Below are 18,964 nucleotides of genomic sequence, written 5' to 3'. Positions count from 1 at the left end.
GCCGATATGCGGCTGAAATGGCCGCTGTAATCAGTGCCGGCGTTCGACGATATACCGCGCCAAGTCACGCAGTGGCTCGGCCGCCGCGTCGAAAGGTCGCAGGGCGTCCAGGGCCTGGTCGCGCAGTTCCAAGGCATAAACCTTGGCCGATTCCAGCCCGAGCAGCGCAGGATACGTCGGTTTGTCCCGTGCGATATCAGCGCCTTGGCGTTTGCCCAGGGTGGCGGTGTCACTTTCTACGTCGAGAATGTCGTCCTGCACCTGGAACGCCAGGCCGACGGCCAGCGCGTAGGTCTTCAGCGCCGCCAATTGAGGGGCTTCGGCCCGCCCACTGGCCAGGGCGCCCAAGTGCACGGCGGCTTCGATCAAGGCGCCGGTCTTGTGCCGGTGCATGTATTCCAAAGCGTGTTGATCAAGCTTCTGGCCTACCGAACCGAGGTCGATAGCTTGGCCTCCGACCATACCGGCGGGGCCTGCAGCCACGGCCAGGGCGGTCACCATACGCAGACGGATGTCGGCGTTGACGCTGCTCAGCGCCGGGTCCAGCAGTGCGCTGAACGCCAGGCTTTGCAGGCCGTCACCGGCGAGGATCGCGCAGGCTTCATCAAACGCTTTGTGGGTGGTCGGCTGGCCGCGACGCAAATCGTCGTCGTCCATCGCCGGCAAATCGTCATGCACCAACGAATAGGCGTGAATCAACTCCACCGCACACGCCGCGCCATTCGCCTGTTCGGCCGGCGCGCCCAAGGCTTCACAGGCCGCATAGGCCAGCAAGGGGCGCACGCGCTTGCCGCCATTCATCACGCTGTAGCCCATGGCTTCGTAAAGACGCTTGAGTTCGGGGCTTGGCGCAACAAACAAGGGTTCCAACGCCGCATTGACCCGGGCTTGGCTACTGGCCTGATACGCGTCGATCATTCGGGCTGTTCCGCATCGAAAGGCTCTTCGGCCAACTCCCCGTCACGTTCCAGCAATACCTGGACCTTCTGTTCCGCCTGCGCCAAAGCACTCTGGCAGTCACGGGTCAGGCCGATGCCTTGCTCAAACGCTGTCAACGAGTCTTCCAGCGACAACTCGCCGTTCTCCAGACGCTCGACCAGGGTTTGCAGGTCGGCGAGGGATTGTTCGAAATCGAGTGCAACTTTTTTGCGGGCCATGGCGGCTATTCCGGTAGACGGTAAACCGGCGCGACACTAGCAGACATGGGGATTCTGGGCAAATGAGCGGGGGAGGATGCCGTGGTGTGTGAGCCGAGTAAGCGGATTATTCGGCTCATGAGCCGTCAGGTTCTCTGCGCTACTGACAAACACTGTCCTTGTGCATCCTTCAGCTGTGCCTCAAATGCCAGCAATCCCATGCGCATCTTCTGCAATTCGGCAATGTGCACGGCCAGTTCCTGTTTTTTGCCAGCGATAGCCTGGTCCGCTCGGTCCCAGGGCAACGCATCGCCTTGATGGCCTCGGAGAATGTCCTGCAACTCCTTGAGCTTGAAGCCCAGTTGCTGCGCGCACTTGATAAACATCAGCAACTGAACGCTTTGCTCCGAATAGACCCGGTACTGGCCCTGACGCTGCGGCGTAGGTAATAGCCCGATCGCCTCATAGTGACGAATTGCCTTGATGGTCGTGCCCGACAACTGCGCGGCTTTGCCGATGTACATGAAAATTCCCTTTTCCCAATAAAGCGCCGGTTTGTTTCAGCCACCTGGCCCGCTGCGCTGCAGTAGAGCCCAGTACCGGCCCGAACAGCAACGTCTTGGTCGGCTTGATGCCACACAACCCCAGCGTGGTCTTGCGCATCTGATGGATGGCTGGCATGCGATAGAACCAGCGGTAGTACCACGCAGGGGTGTCCAGGGTCACCAATAGGTGCGCGCTCCGGCCTTTCAACAGTTTGTCAGGGAATGCCTTGCCAGCACGGTATTTGAAGGCAAAGCCGGGCAGGAAAGTTCGGTCGATAAAACCTTTCATCAAGGCAGGGACGCCGCCCCACCAGATCGGGAAAATGAACGTCAGATGGGTGGCCCAAAGGATGTCAGCTTGTACGCTGAGCAGGTCGGGTTCCAAGGCTTGGATCTCGGAGTAGCCGTTGTGCAAGACAGGGTCGAAAGCCAGGTCGCCCAAGCGTAGGACGCGCACCTCATGGCCGGCGTCTTTTGCGGCGTGGACGTACGTTTCGGCCAGGGCTGAACAAAAGCTGGTGGCGGAGGGGTGCCCGAGGATAACCAGGGTGCGCGGGGTCATGGGAAAGGTCCTGAACATGGCCTTTCAGGGTAAGGGTTACCGTATAGGGGAGAGTCAAGCGTGGGGCGGCAATACGCCGATCTGCAATGGCCAGCAGGGCGTTTCTGTAACCGTTGAAAGGCCCTTCCTGAACCGTTCCTGGCCCCTTGTGACAGCACATGCCCCTGACTAGCCTGCCTTAAAACACAAGAGTGCAACGGCATGAGCGAAACCGCTATCGGCTTGACCCAACCGCCTGCGGGTTACAGCGACGGGCTGACTGACCTGAAAGGCCGCATCCATTCGGCGCAACAGCGCGCAACGCTGGCGGTAAACCGAGAACTCGTGCTGCTCTACTGGCAGATCGGCCAGGACATTTTGACCCGTCAGGCTGAGCAGGGCTGGGGCAGTAAAGTGATTGATCGTCTTGCCCAGGATTTGCGTGCGGCCTTTCCCAAAATGAAGGGTTTTTCACCGCGTAATCTTAAATACATGCGTGCTTTCGCGCAGGCATGGCCAAGCTCGGAATTTGTGCAACAGGCTGCTGCACAATTGCCCTGGGGTCATAATGTGGTGTTGCTGGACAAACTCCCCGGCCCCGAAACCCGCCGCTGGTACATCGCCCAGGCGATAGCACACAACTGGTCGCGCAACACGTTGGTCATGCAGATCGAAAGCCGATTGCTGGAGCGCAGTGGCAAGGCCGTCAGCAATTTCGACAGCCATCTGCCCAAACCTCAATCCGATTTAGCGCGCGAGTCGCTGAAAGACCCTTACCGTTTTGATTTCCTCAGCCTGGGCTTGGACGCGCAGGAGCGCGACATAGAAAACGCCTTGATCAAACACGTCACTGACTTTCTGTTGGAGCTGGGCGCGGGTTTTGCCTTCGTCGGCCAGCAAGTGCTGCTCGACGTTGGGGGCGATGAATTCTTTGTTGACCTGTTGTTCTATCACCTGAAGCTGCGCTGCTACGTGGTGATCGAACTGAAAGCGGGCAAGTTCAAACCCGAGCATCTGGGGCAGTTGAGCTTTTATCTTGCGGCCGTCGATGCCCAGCTCAAACACCCGCAAGACGGACCAACGATTGGCCTGCTGCTGTGCAAGAGCAAGAACGAAGTCGTCGCCGAATATGCATTGCGCGACAACAACCGACCGACGGGTGTGGCTGAATATCAACTGGTTGAGTCGCTGCCCGCGGAGCTGCAAACGGTTTTGCCTAGCATTGAGCAGATCGAGCGCGAGCTGGCGGATTAGAGTGCGTGATAGGCCAAATACGGGTGGGGACGTTGTTTTAGCGAATAAAAAAAGCCTGCTTTTCAGGGCAGGCTTGTGTTGAGTGAAACGGTTGGCTTAGTCCTTGCGCGCCGTCAGCGCCGAGTAACCATTCATCAAGTTGCGGTAGTTCGGAATACGCTGGGACAACAGATTGCCCAGGCCTTCGATATCGTTGCGCCAGTCGCGATGCAGCTCACAGGCCACCGAGAACCAGTTCATCATCTGCGCACCGGCTTGGGTCATCCGGCTCCACGCCGCCTGCTGCACTGTGGTGTTGAACGTGCCCGAGGCATCAGTCACCACAAACACATCAAAGCCTTCCGCCAGTGCCGACAAGGTTGGGAACGCGACGCACACATCCGTGACCACGCCGGCAATGATGATCTGCTTGCGGCCGGTGGCCTTGATCGCCTTGACGAAGTCTTCGTTGTCCCATGCATTGATCTGGCCAGGGCGAGCGATGTACGGCGCGTCCGGGAACATTTCTTTCAGCTCCGGCACCAGCGGGCCGTTGGGGCCTTGCTCGAAGCTGGTGGTGAGGATGGTCGGCAGGTTGAAGAACTTGGCCAGGTCCGCCAAGGCGAGCACGTTGTTCTTGAACTCGTTAGGGGAGAAGTCTTGCACCAGGGAGATCAGGCCGGTCTGGTGGTCGACCAGCAGCACTACGGCGTCGTCTTTGTTCAAGCGGTTGTAGGTTGGCGTGCTCATGGTTGAATCCTTTTTTGTTTAAGTGGGTTTGGCGTTGCGTTCAACATGGGCACAGATTAATGGGGGGGTGACGGGGGATAAATCGGCTGCGGTGTGTCTGACTGTCAACCTTTAAGAGACAATCTAAAGATGGGTATTTTTTGCCCATTGGGCGTCGGCGCGAAGGTCACCTCAAGCCGTTGCCCGATATGCAGCTGTTGCCTGTCCTCGCACTCGATGACGGACAACATTGTCGGTCCCTCGTCGAGCGTTACGTAGGCGATGCAATACGCTTCATCGTCTCGCCCGCTGTAGCTGAAGCTGTACAAGGTGGCGTTGCCGCTGGCGACGATCCAGTCGGTGGCCGCACTGCCGGTAAAAGGGCTGTGGTCGCGGGGGTAGAAAAAGGCCTTGCCAGTGTCGAGGCAGCGGCGCAGCAGCAGTTGCTCCCGGTTGGCCGCTTCCCAGAACGGTGCGCTTTCGGGGGTGATGTGCGGTGATGTCAGGTGCATATCAGAGTCGCTCCAGAATGAGAGTAGCGCTGCCATGCCTTGAGCCCAGCAATCCACCGGTGCCGTGGGCCAGGGCCAGCGCGCAGTCAGGCCGTTGCACCGCTGGGTGTGCCTCGCCACGTAACTGACGCACGGCCTCTATCAGCCTGGCCATGCCGCCGCGATTGCCGGGGTGGTTGTTGCACAGCCCACCACCGTCGGTATTGATCGCCAACGGGCCCACGCCGCTGATCAATTTACCGTCGGCAACGAAAGCGCCGCCCTCGCCGGGGGGGCAGAAGCCGAGGTTTTCCAGCTGGATCAATACGGTGATGGTGAAGCTGTCGTACAGCGAGGCGTAGCGGATGTCACTGGGTTTGAGCCGTGCCTCGGCGAATGCATCGGCGCCAGACTTCACCGCGCCCGACGCCAGCAGGTCGAAGTAGCCGCCGTTCAGATGACTGATTGAGTAACCTGCACCGATGGGTGTAATCAGCGGCCGCTTGAGTGCCCGTGCAATGGCCGGATGAACCACCACCAACGCGCCACCGCCGTCGCTGATCACACAACAATCCAAGCGTCGCAATGGGGCGGCGATCAGCGGTGAGTTCAGCACATCGTCCACCGTCACTATGTTGCGCAACATCGCCAGGGGGTTGTGCTGGGCATGGTGCGACGCTGCGACTTTGATCCAGGCCAGTTGCTCGGCGGTGGTACCGTGCTCGTACTGATGGCGCATCGCGCACATCGCGTACAGGTTGGTCACGGCGGCGCCGTAGGGCATTTCAAAGGGGCCCTCGCAGGTGGTTTGGGGCTGATCGAGGTGGTTGGCGTCCGGCCGTTGGCGCCTGGCACGCGGGCGTCCGGCTTGGGTGATCAGGGCAACGGTGCAGCGCCCGTCGGCAATCGCGCGCGTAGCCTGGGCGACATGATGCAGGTAGGACGAACCCCAACTTTCTGTGGTCTCCAAGTGCCGAGGATGAATGCCCAGGTACTCGACCATGGAAAAAGGCCCCACGCCCGGTGCATCCCAACCGGGTACGTCGCCGGCGCAAAAGTAGCCGTCCACATCGCTGAGGCTCAACCCTGCATCCGCTAGGGCGCCGCGGGCCACGTCCGCGTGCAATTGCGCGAGGGAGCGGTCCACCGCATGCCGTGTGGGATGTTCATAGGCACCGACGATAAAGGCTTTGCCCTTCATGATTGACGACTCCGGCGGGCGTACTCGATGAAAAACGCCAGCGCCTGCGGATCGCGCATGGCGCTGAGGTTGGCGACGTTTTGCGGGTCGTGTCCCATCAGGATTCGGCGCACCGGCACTTCCATTTTTTTACCGGTCAGCGTCAGGGGAATCAGCGGCACCGCGAGGATCTGGTCCGGTACATGCCGGGGCGTGCACGCCTGGCGCAGGCATTCACGCACGCGCTGCTGCAAGGCGTCGTCCAGCACCGCGCCATGACGCAGTTGGACAAACAGCGGCATGAAAAAACCGCCTTCGGGCAGGTCCAGATTCACGATCAGCGCATCGTCGATTTCTGCGATGGGCTCCAATGCCCGGTAGATTTCTGCCGTACCGATCCGCACCCCAAAGCGGTTCAGCGTGGCGTCCGAACGCCCCAGCACCTGGCAACCGCCGCGGGCATTGAGCAAGAAAAAATCCCCATGGCGCCACACCCCTGGCCAGGGGTGGAAATAGCTTTCGCGGTAGCGCTCGCCCCCAGTGTCATCCCAAAAGTACACCGGCATTGACGGTATGGGCTACGTCACCACCAGCTCGCCAACCTGTTCAACCACCGCCTGACCATTTTCATCAAACGCATAAACCGCCACACCCAGGGCGCGCGCCTGGATCTCACCGGCATACACCGGCAGCGTCGGCACGCCGCTTACCAGCCCCGTGCAAATGTCCGTGCCCCCGCTGCCTGTGGTCACCCAGATATCCGTTTTGAGGTTGCGGTAAAACCAGGCATTGCATTGCGGCGAAACCGGCGAGCCCACCGGCATCACGGTGCGCAGCGCGCCCAGTTCAAAGCGCTCACGGGGCACTACGTCGTAGCGTTTCATCAACTCGATATAGGTGGGGCTGGTGCCGAAAAAGCTGGCGCGGCTGTCCTGCACGATCTGCCACAGCGTATCGATGTTCGGCCAGGTCGGATGGCCGTCATAGAGCACTGGCCGTACTCCGCAGAGCAGGGCGCTGAACAAGGTGTTCCACATCATCCAGCCGGTGGTGGTGAAGATGAATGCTGCATCACCGGGGCGAAAATCCAGGTGTAGATGCAGTGCCTTCAGTTGCTCCAGAAGTATCCCACCATGGCTGTGTACGATGGCTTTGGGCAAGCCAGTCGTGCCGGAAGAAAACAGCACCCATAACGGATGATCGAAGGGCAATTGTTCGCAGTGGAAATCGGCTGCGGGCACGGTAGGACGCAGGAGCAAGGCGCGCCAGTCGATGGCGTTGGCAAACGTCAGCGGTTCATCGGGAAACAGCGCTGGCAGCACGATGACGTGCTCGATACTGCCCAGCTCGCGGGCAATGTGCCGGACCTGTTCGCGTCGATCAAACGCCTTACCGCCATAGCGATAACCGTCTACCGCCAATAGCACCTTTGGCGACAATTGCCGCACCCGGTCCAGCACGCCCTGCGCACCGAAATCCGGCGAGCAACTGGCCCAGACCGCGCCGATGGCTGCACATGCACACAGCGCAATCATCGCCTCGGGAACATTTGGCAAATAAGCCACCACTCGATCACCCGGCACCACTCCCACTTCCCGTAGGTAGGTCGCCAGGGTGCGAACCTGACGGGCGAAGTCACTCCATGGCAGGCCTTGCAAGGCAGCCGTTTCACTCTGGTAGAGCAGCGCGTCGCCTTCGCGTTCATTGCGCAGAATGTGTTCGGCAAAATTCAGTCGCGCGCCGGGAAACCAGTGCGCACCGGGCATCGCACGGTCACCCGGCACTGCCTGGTGAGGGCTGCTGGCCTGAATGTGAAAATGATCCCAGATCGATTGCCAGAACGCCTCCGGCTTATCGACGGACCACTGCCATAACCCGTGGTAATCGGCGAATCTGAGCTGGCGTTCGTGCTTCAGCCAATTCAGGTAATGAGTGAGGCAAGCGTGTTGAAGAAGCTCAGGGGAGGGCTGCCAGAGCAGTTGCCCCTGGGCCACGTCGTTGAATGCAGTCGCCACGATAAAAGACCTCTGACATTGTTGTTATTCGGGTCATGGGGTGCTCTTGCGTGGCGGACTGTAGCGATAAATTGTACGTCGTACAATTAGTGGCGTGTCTGGTTTTGCTGTGCGAATTTTCAGCGGCGGGCAGCCAGGGTTTCCAGGCCGCAGAGGAGGGTGTCGACGTAGAACGTGAAGCTCTCATCCAGCGCGGCGTGCACGCCATTTTGCCAGCGCAGGCTGAAACCGCGATTGCTCAGTTGGTCCATATTCTGCGCGAGAGTGGGGTGCTGTTCTGCGTCGACGGCCCTCAGCTTCTCCTGCACTTGGCATTGCCATGCCTCGGTGTTATCCGGCAATGGCGCGTACTCCAGCGTCGTGAAACCGGCAAGCGCAGCGATAAACGTATTGTAGGCGGCGGCCAGGGAAGGGCCGCTGAAACCCGCTTGTTGCAGTGCTGCCAACACACCCTCGACCAACGTGAAGTCGGTGCTGGCGTTGGACACCAATTGCGAGCCCAACAACGGCGCGATGTTCGGATGCTGGTGCACGGCATCATGGCAGTTGACCATCGCCGCACGCAGGTAGTCCTGCCAGCGCTCCTGAGGCGCTGGCGCAACGTGTTCCAGGACTTTGGCCAGCACTTCACTCAACAACAACTCGCGTGATGAGACGTACCAATAGATGGCCGTCGGGTACACACCCAGGCTGCTGGCCAGGTTGCGCAGGCTGCATTTGTCCAGGCCTTCGCGATCGATCAGCGTCAGGGCGGCGGTGATGATCGCGTCTTTGTTCAGTGGGCTCTTTGCATCTTCGCCAGCGGTTTTTTTACGCCTGCCTCGTGGGTTTGCGGTTTTGCTGGTCATTATTGTGGGTTCCGGTTGAGCGACGGCGAAAGGATAGCGGTTCACCGATTCGCTGTCGCTCTTGCGCAATAGCCGTCAATCCCCTCCGTAGCGCTCGACGAACGCTTGCGTGGCTGTGACCAGTCGGCTCAGCTCGCGGTCAGTCAGCGGCAAACTCAGCGCAAACAACCCGCGCCGCGCGCTGTAGATCCCACATTCGAGCAGGTGAAAAAAGAACAGGTCGCGCAGGTCGTTTCGCTCCGTTGGAATATCTGAAGGACGACGAATCGGTAAGCCCGTGGGATGCAGATTCATCACCGATCCTTGCCCGGTAAATTGCATCGGCATGGGCGCCAGCACCTCATTGAGCTGGCCGCGCAACCTGTCGCCACGGGCATTCAGTTCCAACGCTGCTTCGCGGGTGTACACCTGCTCCAGTCCGGCGATGCCCGCCGCCATGGTCAGCACATTGTTATTGAACGTGCCCGCATGGGACAGGCATCCATGGCGCGGGTCAAACTGCGCGAGGATGTCCCGCCGCCCACCGAGCGCGCCGCACGGCATGCCACCGCCGAGGTATTTGCCCAGCGTGATCAGGTCCGGGGTGATGCCGAGCTTTTCCTGCAGGCCGCCGGGGGCCAGGCGCGAGGTCATCACCTCATCGAAGATCAGCAGCGTGCCATGGGCGTGGCTCCTTCTGCGCAACCCTTCGAGAAAACCCGGCTCGGCACAGATACACCCGCCCGCACCCAGCATCGGCTCCACCAGGATGGCCGCAATGTCGACATGCTCATGCAACAAACGCTCGACGCTGTCCAGGTCGTTGTAGTCGGCCAAGTAGACCCGATGCGGCACATTCATCGCCGTGCTTGTCCCGGCAAAACTCAACACACCGCCGTGATAACCGCCGTTGAACGCGATGACTGCGCTGCGCCCGGTGTAGGCCTTCGCCGCCGCCAGCGCGAGAAGATTCGCCTCGGTGCCGGAGTTGGTAAACCGCACCTGCTCGATGCAGCTGAAGCGCTCCACAATCAGCGTCGCCAGCCGCGCCTCACATTCCGTATGGGCGCTCAGGTTCAGCCCATTCGCCATCGCCTTTGTCAGCGCATGGGTGATCACCGGATGGGAGTGTCCATACAGCGCTGCCGTGTATTCCGCGAGAAAATCGACGTAGCGGTGCCCATCCAGATCATCGAGAAAACACCCGTTGCCGCCTGTCATCACCAACGGAAACGGCTGATAAAACAGCACCGAGCGCGTGTTGCCGCCGGGCATCACCTGCGCGGCCCACTCCAGCTGGCGCGCACTCTTGGGATTGGCCAGGATGTACCGTTGAATGCAACGCTCCAACTCAAGCTTGCCAGGCATCACTCACCCCCTTCGACGCAGTACGTTTCGGATACACCAGCATCAATAAGCCAAACCACGCCGCCGCCACGTAAAACGCCGCGCGCGTTTCCGGGTCGCGGATCACCAACACCGTCAGCACGCCCAGGTAACCCAGCACCAGCACGCTGCTGACCTTGGGCCAGGGCAGGCGGTAATCCACTTCTGCCAGCTCGCTGCGCTGCACCTTACGGCGATAGGCCATATGCGCGGTGATGATCACCATCCACACCCAAATCAACAGGCCCAGGATTCCCGTGATCAACAGGCTGAAAATGCTCTCCGGGATCAAATAATTCAGCAGCACCCCCACTAGCAAAATGGCGGTCGACACCATCAAGCAACGGGCCGGCACCTGTTGCGCGCTCAACACCTGCAACTGACGCGGCGCCTGCCTGATATGCGACAGTGCAAACAACATGCGGCTGGTGGCAAACAGTCCGGTATTACACGAGGACGCCAGCGCGCTGATCACCACGAAATTGATAAATCCGGCCGCCACACCCAGCCCAATACTGTCGAACACCATCACAAACGGGCTTTGCGAGGTGTCGATCTGGTTCCACGGGTACAGCGCCATGATCACAGCGGTCGACCCCAGGTAAAAAATCGCCATGCGCCACAGGATGCTATTGATCGCTCGTGGCAAGGTGCGCTGCGGCTCCGCTGTTTCCGCCGCCACCAAACCAATCACCTCGACCCCGGCAAAGGTAAACGCGGCGACAGGCACCGCGAACCAGAAGCCATGCCAGCCATTCGGAAAAAACCCACCGTGCTGCCAGAGATTCGCGACTGAGGGTGTCGTCTGCGCAGACGTCTCCAACCCAAACAACAAAATCACCAACCCCGCCCCAATCAGCCCGACAATCGTCAACACCTTGATCAACGCCAGCCAGAACTCCACCTCACCAAACGTCTTCACCGCAAACAGATTGATCACCATCAACACGCCGACAGTGACCAACGCGGGAATCCACTGCGGCAACTCCGGGTACCAATACTTCATCAACAAACCAATCCCGGTCACCTCCAGCACCCCGACCAGAATCCAGATCATCCAATACGACCACCCCGTGATAAACGCCACCCGCGGCCCCAAAAACTCCTCCGCGTACGTTGCAAACGACCCACTGCTGGGTCGATACAACGACAACTCCCCCAGCGCCCGCGCAATCAGATAAACCATCCCTCCACACAACGCATACGCCAGCAACAGCGCCGGCCCCGCCGTGGCAATCGCCTTGCCCGACCCCAAAAACAACCCGGCCCCGATAATGCCGCCGATAGCGATCAACATGACGTGGCGCTCCTTGAGCGATCGCGCCAAGCCATGGTTGGAAGAGTGAAGCGGTGTTGTAGACATCAGCATTCCCCAGGCTGCATTACGCAGCAGTGGTTGAGGGCGAGCCCGGCTTGAACCGGTTTTATTGTACGCTGTGCAATAAGCAGGTTTTGGGCCAGCGGCGAGGGGAGTCGGGTAATTGGCGTTTAAACGGTTCATTTAGATATGCGTGTAGGACGTTTCATTTGATGTTTATGCGATGGGGGTAAGGTTGCAGGGTGTCACCTGGGAACACAGGTGGGTGGGGGGAACACGGGAGTGAGTGGGAAGTGATCTTCAAAGGCCAGCAGGGCTGATCTTTGTTACGTGCAGGACGTTTCCTAGGGAGCGCCTATCGCTCGTCGACGCTTTTTGATGGCCGAAAAACGTAACGCAAAAATCTCACGCGTGAGCTCTTGAGCATGGTCGAGATTGCCTGTAGTGTTTCTCACGCGTGAGTTTTTCACAACGAGGTCAGTACCATGAAAAGCAGCTCTCCATCGAGCCCGCCGGCTGGGCCCGATACAGATTCAGCAAGCCGCAAGGGAGAGCGCTTGAAATCGCCTGCGAAAAAGCCGTCGAGCTTTTATATGAAGCAGATGCGCGCGGGCCTGGCGGCCGCCGGTTATGTGAAACACGAGACTTGGGTGCTTCCCGAAAATCGAAGCCTGCTCAAGCAGATGGAGAAACAGCTTCGCCAGCCGATTCTGGCTGGCTCATTCATGTCGGAGAATTACATGAGCGCAGGTACCAACTGGAACATCGATCGCCTCTTCAGTGCACTTCAGGCCCTGGACGACGTGGTTTCCAACGACATTACGCTTTCTCTGGTTCAAGGCTCCGAGTCCAGCATCAAGCTGGAAATGAACGACTTCGGTGGCCTGCCGATTTACATCGCGGTGGTCGGCGAGCAGATCATCGTCGACACCGTTCTGGTCGACGTCGAGTCCATCAACGACGTACCTGCCTTCAATGACGCCGTGCTGCGCAGCCGGGAGATGTTCCCGCTGTCCTCGATCGGCATCGAATCCATGCCGAACGGGCAAGTTATTTACAACATGTTCGGCGCGTTGAGCTCCGACTCCAGCTTGACGAACATCGTGACCGAGGTAAAAACCCTCGTCGATAACGTGCAGCGCGCGAGCGAAGCCTTTGAACGCTTCTTCAACTAATTAGTAGGGAATATCCAATGACTCAGTCCATCTGGAGCAAATTGTTCACCGCGCTGCGTGGCGGTGCCAACGAAGTCGGCGAATCGATTGTCGATCAACAAGCCCTGCGCATCCTCGACCAGGAAATTCGCGACGCCGACAGCGCGCTGGCTAATGCCAAGCGTGAGCTGGTCAGCATCATGGCCAAGCACAAACTGGCGAATGATCGCGTCGGCGAATACAACGCCAAGATCAAGGATCTGGAGTCCAAGGCGATGGCCGCTATCCAGGCCAACCGTGAAGACCTGGCGCTGGAAGTGGCCGAGGCCATTTCGACCCTGACCAACGAACTGGATGTCGAGCAAAAGCAGGCCGCCGAGTTCGGTGGGTACGCTGAAAGCATGCGCAAGGACATCACCAAGGCTGAAAGCCGGATTAAAAGCCTGCGTCAGCAAGTGGACATGGCCAAGGCGCGCGACAGCGTACAGAAGGCCCAGGTCAGCGCGTCCATCGCCAGTGGCGGTGCCAACGGCAAGCTGGAAACCGCCGTCGGTACGCTGAATCGCTTGCAAGCCAAGCAGCAGCAACGCGCCGCTGAGCTGCAAGCCCAGGACGAACTGGCTGACGCCTCGACGGGTACCGACCTGGAGCGCAAATTGCGCGACGCCGGCATCACGCCGAACGAAGGCAGCGCCAATGCGATTCTGGAACGTCTGAAGCAAAAGTCGGCCGAGTAAGCAACGCGGCAACAGGAAGGGCATGGTCTGCCCTTCCTTTTTTATATCGAGGTCAGGATGGATGCCCTGAAGGGTTTCAAGATAATTGCAGGCCTCGCCCTCTTGATGGTCGCGCTGCAACTACTCAATGCAGCCACCGGTTACAGCCTGATGGCATTCGGCCTGGTCCCAAGAACGCTGTACGGGCTGCCGGGCATTCTTACCTCACCCTTTTTGCACGCGTCCTTTGCTCACCTGAGTGCGAACCTGATCGCCTTTTTGATACTGGGCACCCTGGTCATCCTCGAAGGTTTCAATCGGTTCATCAGCGTCAGCGCAATCATTATCCTGCTGGGCGGCTTGTTGGTCTGGCTGTTCGGTTTTGCAGGCGTACACGTGGGTGCCAGCGGCTGGGTATTCGGGCTGTGGGCCTACCTCCTGTCTCGCGCCTGGTTTCATCGGAGCTGGAGCAACCTGATAATCGCCGGCGTTGTCGCTCTGCTGTATGGCGGGCTGATTTTTGGCTTCCTGCCGCGTCAGGGGGTGTCCTTCGAAGGTCACCTGTTTGGTGCGTTCGCTGGATTTATTGCAGCCAAGATACTTCTCTCTGCGCCGCGCAGCAGGTTTAATGCGCGGTGAACGCACTTGAGCCTCCAGACGCCGAGGCGCTGACCTCATCCGGAATCAAGTACCCAGGGAATCAGGGACAACATGTCGATTTTTCTATTGCTGCGCCTGTACGCGTCCTCCCTCTTTCACCGCTTCGGCTGGGCAGGTCTGGTCATTGCCCTGGGCGTCCACCTGAGCACGGCTTATCTGGGCCTGGTGTTTCTGGGCGAACAGCACCTCACCGCTCCCGCCACGTTTATTTACTTCTATCTCACCACCACACTCACCGTCGGCTACGGCGATCTCGCGCCGCAGACCTCGGCGGGACGAATTTTCGTGGCCACCTGGGTCATGCTCGGGGGCATTGCGCTGTTGACGGCAGCCATCGGCAAAACCACCAGCAGTGTCATCGATGCATGGAGAAAAGGCATGAAGGGTAAAGGCGATTTCACGGGCAAGGTCGACCATACGGTGCTCATTGGCTGGGAAGGCGCATCCAGCGAGCGGGTCATTGAGTTGTTGCTGCAAGACGAAACCTCGAACGACAACCTGATCGTCATCTGCGATTGCACCCTCGAAGAAAACCCGATGCCCGGCAAAGCGGCATTCATCCGCGGCGAAAGCCTGTCCTCCACCGCGTTACTGCTGCGCGCAGGCGTGCCCGGTGCCGAGCGTGTGCTGGTGCGAACCTCGTCTGACGACTTGACGCTGGCCACTGTGCTGGCGGTGAATCAATTGAATCCTGTGGGGCATGTGGTCGCGCACTTCAACGAAAGTGAAATTGCCGCACTCGCCAGCTCCTACGCCCCCAGCCTGGAATGCACCTCCAGCATGGCGATTGAGATGTTGGTGCGCGCCTCCCAGGATCCGGGCTCGTCAGTGGTCATTAATGAGCTGCTGTGCGTGGGCCAAGGCGCCACCCAATACCTGATGAAATTGCCCGAGGCCTTTGAAGCAACGTTCGGCGACCTGTACGCGCAGATGAAGGAACACCACAACGCCACCCTCATCGGCTACCGCGCCAAAGGTGCCCAACAACCGTCGATCAACCCGCCCAGCGCCACGCGCGTTGAAGGCGGCGAACTCTTTTACATCGCCTCTACACGCCTCAAGGAAATCTCCAATGGGATGGCTTAAACAGTTGATGGGGCTTGAGGCCCCGAACGCGAATGCCGCGTCGAACCGCACAGCCAGCGTAGCCCTGCCGACCACTGGCCCGCTGGGCCTGGCGCCGGGTAAAGGCGTGATCTTCGACGCAACCCTGCGATTGTTGCTCGATGATAAAACCAGCGTGGTCATCCCCGGTTCCCAGGAAATCTGGAGCAACGGCACCGTGGACCTCGGGCAGTCGACCTGGCTGTCGCGCTATTACATGAACGACGAAGATTACTGGCTGCAGGTGCACACTACGGGTGACATCGCCGGGCAGGTCGAGTCGGTGATCCTGTTCAACTACCTGAGTTACGTCACCCTCAGCAGTGAGGCGGAACTGCGTCGGCTGGCAGGTCCACAGAGCCTGATCGGGCTGGCGACCTACACGCACAACGGCGTCGAATACAGCCGCGTGTGGGGCAGCGAAGAGGGCCAGACAGAGTTAGTGGCAATGAGCGAGCAGGTGATCAATCCGGAGAGTGCCTACACCGTCGAGCACCGTTCGATGTTGTACGCCCGCGATACCGGCCTGACCGATCGCCGGGAGTTCCTGCTGTTTTCCGTTGAAGAAGACGCTGAAGGCACCGTCAGCCTGAGCACCTCGCTGGGCATTTCGCTGTACACAACCGACCTGAATACGCTCTGAAAAAAGGAAGAAATCCATGCTAGAAGCTCTGTCCATCTCGCTGAATAAACCCGCCGTGTTCGGGTTTGTCACCTACATCCTGGGTGCCGCCGTGCTGTTCGCGCTGTTCCAGTTCATCTACACCCGCGTCACCCCGCACAAGGAATTCGAACTGATCCGTGCGGGCAACGTATCGGCTGCGGTCGCGCTGGGCGGTGCCATCATCGGTTTCGCGATTCCGGCCAGCAATGTGATTGCCTTCTCGATCAGCCTCCTCGACTTTGTCGTTTGGGCCGTGATCGCCGCCCTCGTCCAACTGTTGGCGTTTCTGGTGACCAGCCTGGTACTCAAAGGCACTTCCGAACGCATCAAAAAAGGTGAACTCGCGGCCGGTATCTACGTGGCAGCCGTGGCCATCAGCGTCGGCATGTTGAATGCCGCCTGCATGACGCCTTCCCAGAACTGATTGCGCACGGAGCTCCCGATGAAACGAAGCAAGTACGTCCAGCTTTCGCTGGCAGCGTCGGTCGCCATGGCGATATCCGGCTGTGGGCCGACGGAAAAAACCTACGAGTTGCAGAAGAAGTACAACTTCCAGTCTGTTCAGCAGTGCGCCGATGAAAAGCTACCGGTGGACGTCTGCTCGGACGCCTACATGAAGGCCATGGTCGAGCACCGCCGCATTGCTCCGGTGTACGACAGCCAGGCCGACTGCGACGCCGACTTTGTCGCCGACTGGTGCCAGCAAGACTCCACCGGCAAGTTCATCCCCAAGCTGGGCGGTTTCGAACTGACCGCCGAAGGCCAGGTCACACAATCCCAGGTTGACGCGGCCAAGGCGCAAGCGGGCGAGTCGCAAGCGAGCGGCGGCTCAGGCTTCTCCACCAGCAGCCTGCTGACGGGGTTGCTGATCGGCAACATGCTGAGCAACAACCGCAACAGCTACCGCTCCGAGCCGGTGTATCGCTACCGCGACGATCGCGGCAGTTATGGTTCCTCGACGCTGAGTCAGCGAGCCTCCAGCGGGGCGACATTCGGCCGCTCGAATCAGGCGCGGTACGGCAGCAGCAATTACTCGAACACGCTGCGCTCCTCCAGCGCGTCCAGTGCCGTATCGTCGGCCACCTCCCGTGGCGGCTTCGGCAGCAAGGCCAGCGCACGCAGCGGCTGGGGCGGCGGCGGGTCGAGCAGTTAAGGAAACCGGGCCATGAAGAAGATCCATTGCGCAGAGCGTCATGACTGGAAACAGACCGCCGACAGCCTCGGCTTCCTGTTCCACACCATCGACGACGAACCCTACTGGGACGAGCGCGCGTACTACCAGTTCACGCTCAAGCAAATCGAGCAAGACCTCGAAGACCCGACCACCGAGATCCATGACATGTGCATGGACCTCGTGGCGCGCGTGGTCCATAGCGAGGAACTGCTGGACCGCCTGAGCATCCCCGCGCCGTTCTACGACATTATTCGAACCTCATGGCTCGAAGGTCACCCGCACCTGTACGGGCGCATGGACTTCTCCTACAACGGCACCGGGCCCGCCAAGCTGCTCGAACTCAACTACGACACCCCCACCAGCCTGTACGAAGCGGCGGCGTTCCAGTGGGGCTGGCTGGAACAATGCATCGAACGCGGCCTGCTGCCCAAGCACGCCGATCAGTTCAACAGCATCGACACCAAACTGCACCAGGCCTTCGCCCAATTGCAGATCAACCAACCTTTCTACTTCGCCTCGATGAAAGACTCGATCGAAGACAAAGGCACCACCGACTACCTGCGCCTCGTCGCGGAGAAAGTCGGCATCGAATCACGCCACATCGACATCGAAGACATCGGCCTGACAGCCGAAGGCCGCTTCGTCGACCTCGAGGACCGCTGGATCCCCCACCTGTTCAAACTGCACGCCTGGGAATTCATCTTCCACGAGCCCTTCGGCTCGGCGATTGCCCAGAGTGATACGCAGTTTTTCGAGCCGGCCTGGAAGTCCATTATTTCCAACAAAGGCATCCTGCCGCTGTTGTGGGAATTCAATAAAGGGCATCCGAATTTGCTGGCGTCCCACCTGGATAACGACCCGGGTAAAGCCGTGCCAAAGGGCTGGGTGCGCAAGCCGTTCTTCTCGCGGGAAGGGGCCAACATCGAGCTGCAAACGGCGGACGGGCTGATTGTGAAGGAGGATGGCCCCTATACGGATGCGCCGTTCATTCTTCAAGAGTTTGCGCCGCTGCCGAAGTTTGGGGACAGCTATACGTTGATTGGGTCTTGGGTGATTGGTGATCAGGCGGCGGGGATTGGGGTGCGCGAGGATAATAGTTTGATTACCAAGGATTCGAGTCGGTTTTTGCCGCATTTGATCTTGGATTGAGGCCCGAGCTTAAAGGGCCAGCAGGGTTGATCTCTTTCATTTGCAGGACGTTTCCGAGAGAATCCCAAGTGCATTGCGCCAGCGGGAATGCGTGACTAGGCTGCGAGCGGTCACTGCCTATTCAGTGATCGGGTTTAGTCGCCCAGACCTCGCTAGGCGCACGCGCCATCCCAAAGACAGGTGTCTTCTCGCCTGCACTTTATGGTGGCTGTGCGCAGGGCACCTTCGGGTGCGCCGGCGCCTAGCGGCCGGTCGACTAACCTGCGTACAGCCGCCACCTCTGCTCGTTTAGTCGCGAAAGGACGGTGGTATTCACTTACTGCTAGGAGTTTTGCTATGGATAACGTTGTTTCGGATTCGCCATCATCGGGCGCGACTCACCCATTTACCGTTAATGAAGAACTGAGCTTTGAGGATGCCTGGGTGCGTGTGGCTGAGTTACTGCAGTGTGCAGTGGCCACGTCGCAGGCGCTTGGTGAACCGCTGGGTGCGCCGCATAGAGCGGTGATGCATTTGGTGGAGATGGCGAAGATGGTGGCGGATCGGGCGGTGGAGTGTATGCAGCCCAACTGATGCGGCTTGATAATCGGTCAGGTCGCTAGGCGGCCCGCCTTTGCTTATCCAGTTGTCCAACAGCTGTTGGACAATTGGTTTGTAATTTTTACAGGCATTAAAAAGCCGGCTTGTGGTTAGCTTTTAATCGATCTATGTTTTTGAAAAACAATGATTTAGGTGTTTTGGAAAGCGCTCTGATCCCCCATTTGTTCCCCCACTTTTTGGCGATTTTCTGATTTTCTTTCCAGCAAAAGACCGGCTTTTTTTGGCCAGTTTTGTTGGCTTTTCGATTGTTCGAATTGTTTGTTATCGAGAATTGGCGACGCCATTAAAAAGCCTTGCCTCAGCGTCACCTCAAAAAATCCTCAGCGGAATGACCACGTCTGG

The 18,964-nt window shown here is 59.2% G+C and carries 23 protein-coding genes; 10 read left to right on the top strand and 13 right to left on the bottom strand.

The genetic code is table 11. The features are described 5' to 3' along the window. Window positions 1-30: 30 nt before the first annotated feature. The 4 genes from ispA to AACY08_RS23840 form a co-directional block, all read right to left on the bottom strand. On the bottom strand, window positions 31-918 hold the full coding sequence (gene ispA / locus AACY08_RS23855) for a (2E,6E)-farnesyl diphosphate synthase (RefSeq protein WP_339471670.1): 888 nt from the start codon (window positions 916-918) through the stop codon (window positions 31-33). Next, window positions 915-1,157, bottom strand: coding sequence for an exodeoxyribonuclease VII small subunit (locus AACY08_RS23850; protein ID WP_003176346.1), 243 nt, complete (start codon window positions 1,155-1,157; stop codon window positions 915-917). Before AACY08_RS23850 ends, ispA begins: the two co-directional genes overlap by 4 nt. Window positions 1,158-1,282: 125 nt before the next feature. After that, window positions 1,283-1,660 (bottom strand): MerR family transcriptional regulator, encoded by a 378-nt coding sequence (locus tag AACY08_RS23845; protein ID WP_339471669.1) that lies wholly within the window; start codon window positions 1,658-1,660, stop codon window positions 1,283-1,285. Continuing rightward, entirely contained in the window at window positions 1,599-2,243 is a 645-nt protein-coding gene (locus AACY08_RS23840; RefSeq protein WP_339471668.1) for an NAD(P)H-dependent oxidoreductase, read from the bottom strand. The genes AACY08_RS23845 and AACY08_RS23840 overlap by 62 nt, the downstream gene beginning before the upstream one ends. 201 nt (window positions 2,244-2,444) lie before the next feature. Between AACY08_RS23840 and AACY08_RS23835 the strand changes: the two genes are divergently transcribed. Continuing rightward, window positions 2,445-3,476, top strand: coding sequence for a PDDEXK nuclease domain-containing protein (locus AACY08_RS23835; RefSeq protein ID WP_339471667.1), 1,032 nt, complete (start codon window positions 2,445-2,447; stop codon window positions 3,474-3,476). A 96-nt stretch (window positions 3,477-3,572) separates the two neighbouring features. Here the strand turns inward: AACY08_RS23835 and ycaC are convergent, their stop codons facing one another. The 8 genes from ycaC to AACY08_RS23795 form a co-directional block, all read right to left on the bottom strand. Continuing rightward, window positions 3,573-4,205 carry an isochorismate family cysteine hydrolase YcaC gene (ycaC, locus tag AACY08_RS23830; protein ID WP_049711340.1) on the bottom strand — a complete coding sequence of 211 codons (633 nt, stop codon included), beginning with the start codon at window positions 4,203-4,205 and terminating at the stop codon, window positions 3,573-3,575. Window positions 4,206-4,309: 104 nt separating this feature from the next. Further along, window positions 4,310-4,696 carry a Zn-ribbon domain-containing OB-fold protein gene (locus AACY08_RS23825; RefSeq protein ID WP_339471666.1) on the bottom strand — a complete coding sequence of 129 codons (387 nt, stop codon included), beginning with the start codon at window positions 4,694-4,696 and terminating at the stop codon, window positions 4,310-4,312. Between the two features lies 1 nt (window position 4,697). Continuing rightward, window positions 4,698-5,876: a thiolase domain-containing protein gene (locus AACY08_RS23820; protein ID WP_339471665.1), complete on the bottom strand. Its 1,179-nt coding sequence runs from the start codon at window positions 5,874-5,876 to the stop codon at window positions 4,698-4,700. Continuing rightward, the gene (locus AACY08_RS23815; RefSeq protein ID WP_339471664.1) at window positions 5,873-6,325 is read right to left on the bottom strand and encodes a hypothetical protein; all 453 of its coding nucleotides are present in this window, start codon (window positions 6,323-6,325) and stop codon (window positions 5,873-5,875) included. Before AACY08_RS23815 ends, AACY08_RS23820 begins: the two co-directional genes overlap by 4 nt. A gap of 108 nt (window positions 6,326-6,433) precedes the next feature. After that, complete coding sequence (locus tag AACY08_RS23810; protein WP_339471663.1) at window positions 6,434-7,870, bottom strand: acetoacetate--CoA ligase; 1,437 nt, start codon at window positions 7,868-7,870, stop codon at window positions 6,434-6,436. Between the two features lie 119 nt (window positions 7,871-7,989). Continuing rightward, the gene (locus AACY08_RS23805) at window positions 7,990-8,718 is read right to left on the bottom strand and encodes a TetR/AcrR family transcriptional regulator C-terminal domain-containing protein (RefSeq protein WP_339471662.1); all 729 of its coding nucleotides are present in this window, start codon (window positions 8,716-8,718) and stop codon (window positions 7,990-7,992) included. 75 nt (window positions 8,719-8,793) lie between these two features. Continuing rightward, on the bottom strand, window positions 8,794-10,065 hold the full coding sequence (locus AACY08_RS23800) for an aspartate aminotransferase family protein (RefSeq protein WP_339471661.1): 1,272 nt from the start codon (window positions 10,063-10,065) through the stop codon (window positions 8,794-8,796). After that, on the bottom strand, window positions 10,049-11,380 hold the full coding sequence (locus tag AACY08_RS23795; RefSeq protein WP_339471660.1) for an amino acid permease: 1,332 nt from the start codon (window positions 11,378-11,380) through the stop codon (window positions 10,049-10,051). The genes AACY08_RS23800 and AACY08_RS23795 overlap by 17 nt, the downstream gene beginning before the upstream one ends. Window positions 11,381-11,886: 506 nt before the next feature. Here AACY08_RS23795 and AACY08_RS23790 point away from each other — a divergent pair. From AACY08_RS23790 to AACY08_RS23750, 9 genes are all read left to right on the top strand, one after another. Beyond that, window positions 11,887-12,576, top strand: a complete 690-nt coding sequence (locus AACY08_RS23790) for a YjfI family protein (RefSeq protein ID WP_445261453.1) — start codon at window positions 11,887-11,889, stop codon at window positions 12,574-12,576. Window positions 12,577-12,593: 17 nt separating this feature from the next. Then, window positions 12,594-13,292: a PspA/IM30 family protein gene (locus AACY08_RS23785; RefSeq protein WP_065881133.1), complete on the top strand. Its 699-nt coding sequence runs from the start codon at window positions 12,594-12,596 to the stop codon at window positions 13,290-13,292. Between the two features lie 57 nt (window positions 13,293-13,349). Beyond that, window positions 13,350-13,910: a rhomboid family intramembrane serine protease gene (locus AACY08_RS23780; RefSeq protein ID WP_339471659.1), complete on the top strand. Its 561-nt coding sequence runs from the start codon at window positions 13,350-13,352 to the stop codon at window positions 13,908-13,910. A 72-nt stretch (window positions 13,911-13,982) separates the two neighbouring features. Beyond that, the gene (locus AACY08_RS23775; protein ID WP_339471658.1) at window positions 13,983-15,017 is read left to right on the top strand and encodes an ion channel; all 1,035 of its coding nucleotides are present in this window, start codon (window positions 13,983-13,985) and stop codon (window positions 15,015-15,017) included. Then, window positions 15,004-15,678: a DUF2491 family protein gene (locus tag AACY08_RS23770; RefSeq protein ID WP_339471657.1), complete on the top strand. Its 675-nt coding sequence runs from the start codon at window positions 15,004-15,006 to the stop codon at window positions 15,676-15,678. The genes AACY08_RS23775 and AACY08_RS23770 overlap by 14 nt, the downstream gene beginning before the upstream one ends. Window positions 15,679-15,694: 16 nt before the next feature. After that, the gene (locus AACY08_RS23765) at window positions 15,695-16,123 is read left to right on the top strand and encodes a DUF350 domain-containing protein (protein WP_065873700.1); all 429 of its coding nucleotides are present in this window, start codon (window positions 15,695-15,697) and stop codon (window positions 16,121-16,123) included. An 18-nt stretch (window positions 16,124-16,141) separates the two neighbouring features. Beyond that, window positions 16,142-16,852, top strand: a complete 711-nt coding sequence (locus tag AACY08_RS23760; protein ID WP_339471656.1) for a DUF1190 domain-containing protein — start codon at window positions 16,142-16,144, stop codon at window positions 16,850-16,852. Between the two features lie 12 nt (window positions 16,853-16,864). After that, a complete protein-coding gene (locus AACY08_RS23755; RefSeq protein ID WP_339471655.1) occupies window positions 16,865-18,022 on the top strand; it encodes a glutathionylspermidine synthase family protein in 1,158 nt (385 codons plus the stop codon). Between the two features lie 336 nt (window positions 18,023-18,358). Further along, window positions 18,359-18,595 carry a DUF6124 family protein gene (locus AACY08_RS23750; RefSeq protein ID WP_339471654.1) on the top strand — a complete coding sequence of 79 codons (237 nt, stop codon included), beginning with the start codon at window positions 18,359-18,361 and terminating at the stop codon, window positions 18,593-18,595. 155 nt (window positions 18,596-18,750) lie between these two features. Here AACY08_RS23750 and AACY08_RS23745 read toward each other — a convergent pair whose 3' ends face one another. Then, window positions 18,751-18,930 (bottom strand): hypothetical protein, encoded by a 180-nt coding sequence (locus tag AACY08_RS23745; RefSeq protein ID WP_339471653.1) that lies wholly within the window; start codon window positions 18,928-18,930, stop codon window positions 18,751-18,753. Window positions 18,931-18,964: the final 34 nt, after the last annotated feature.

Source organism: Pseudomonas sp. EL_65y_Pfl1_R83 (assembly GCF_963970695.1).
GTDB classification, from domain to species: Bacteria; Pseudomonadota; Gammaproteobacteria; order Pseudomonadales; family Pseudomonadaceae; genus Aquipseudomonas; species Aquipseudomonas tritici.
Note: the sequence above shows the minus strand (reverse complement) of the source record. Positions and strands in the feature narration are given on the sequence as shown.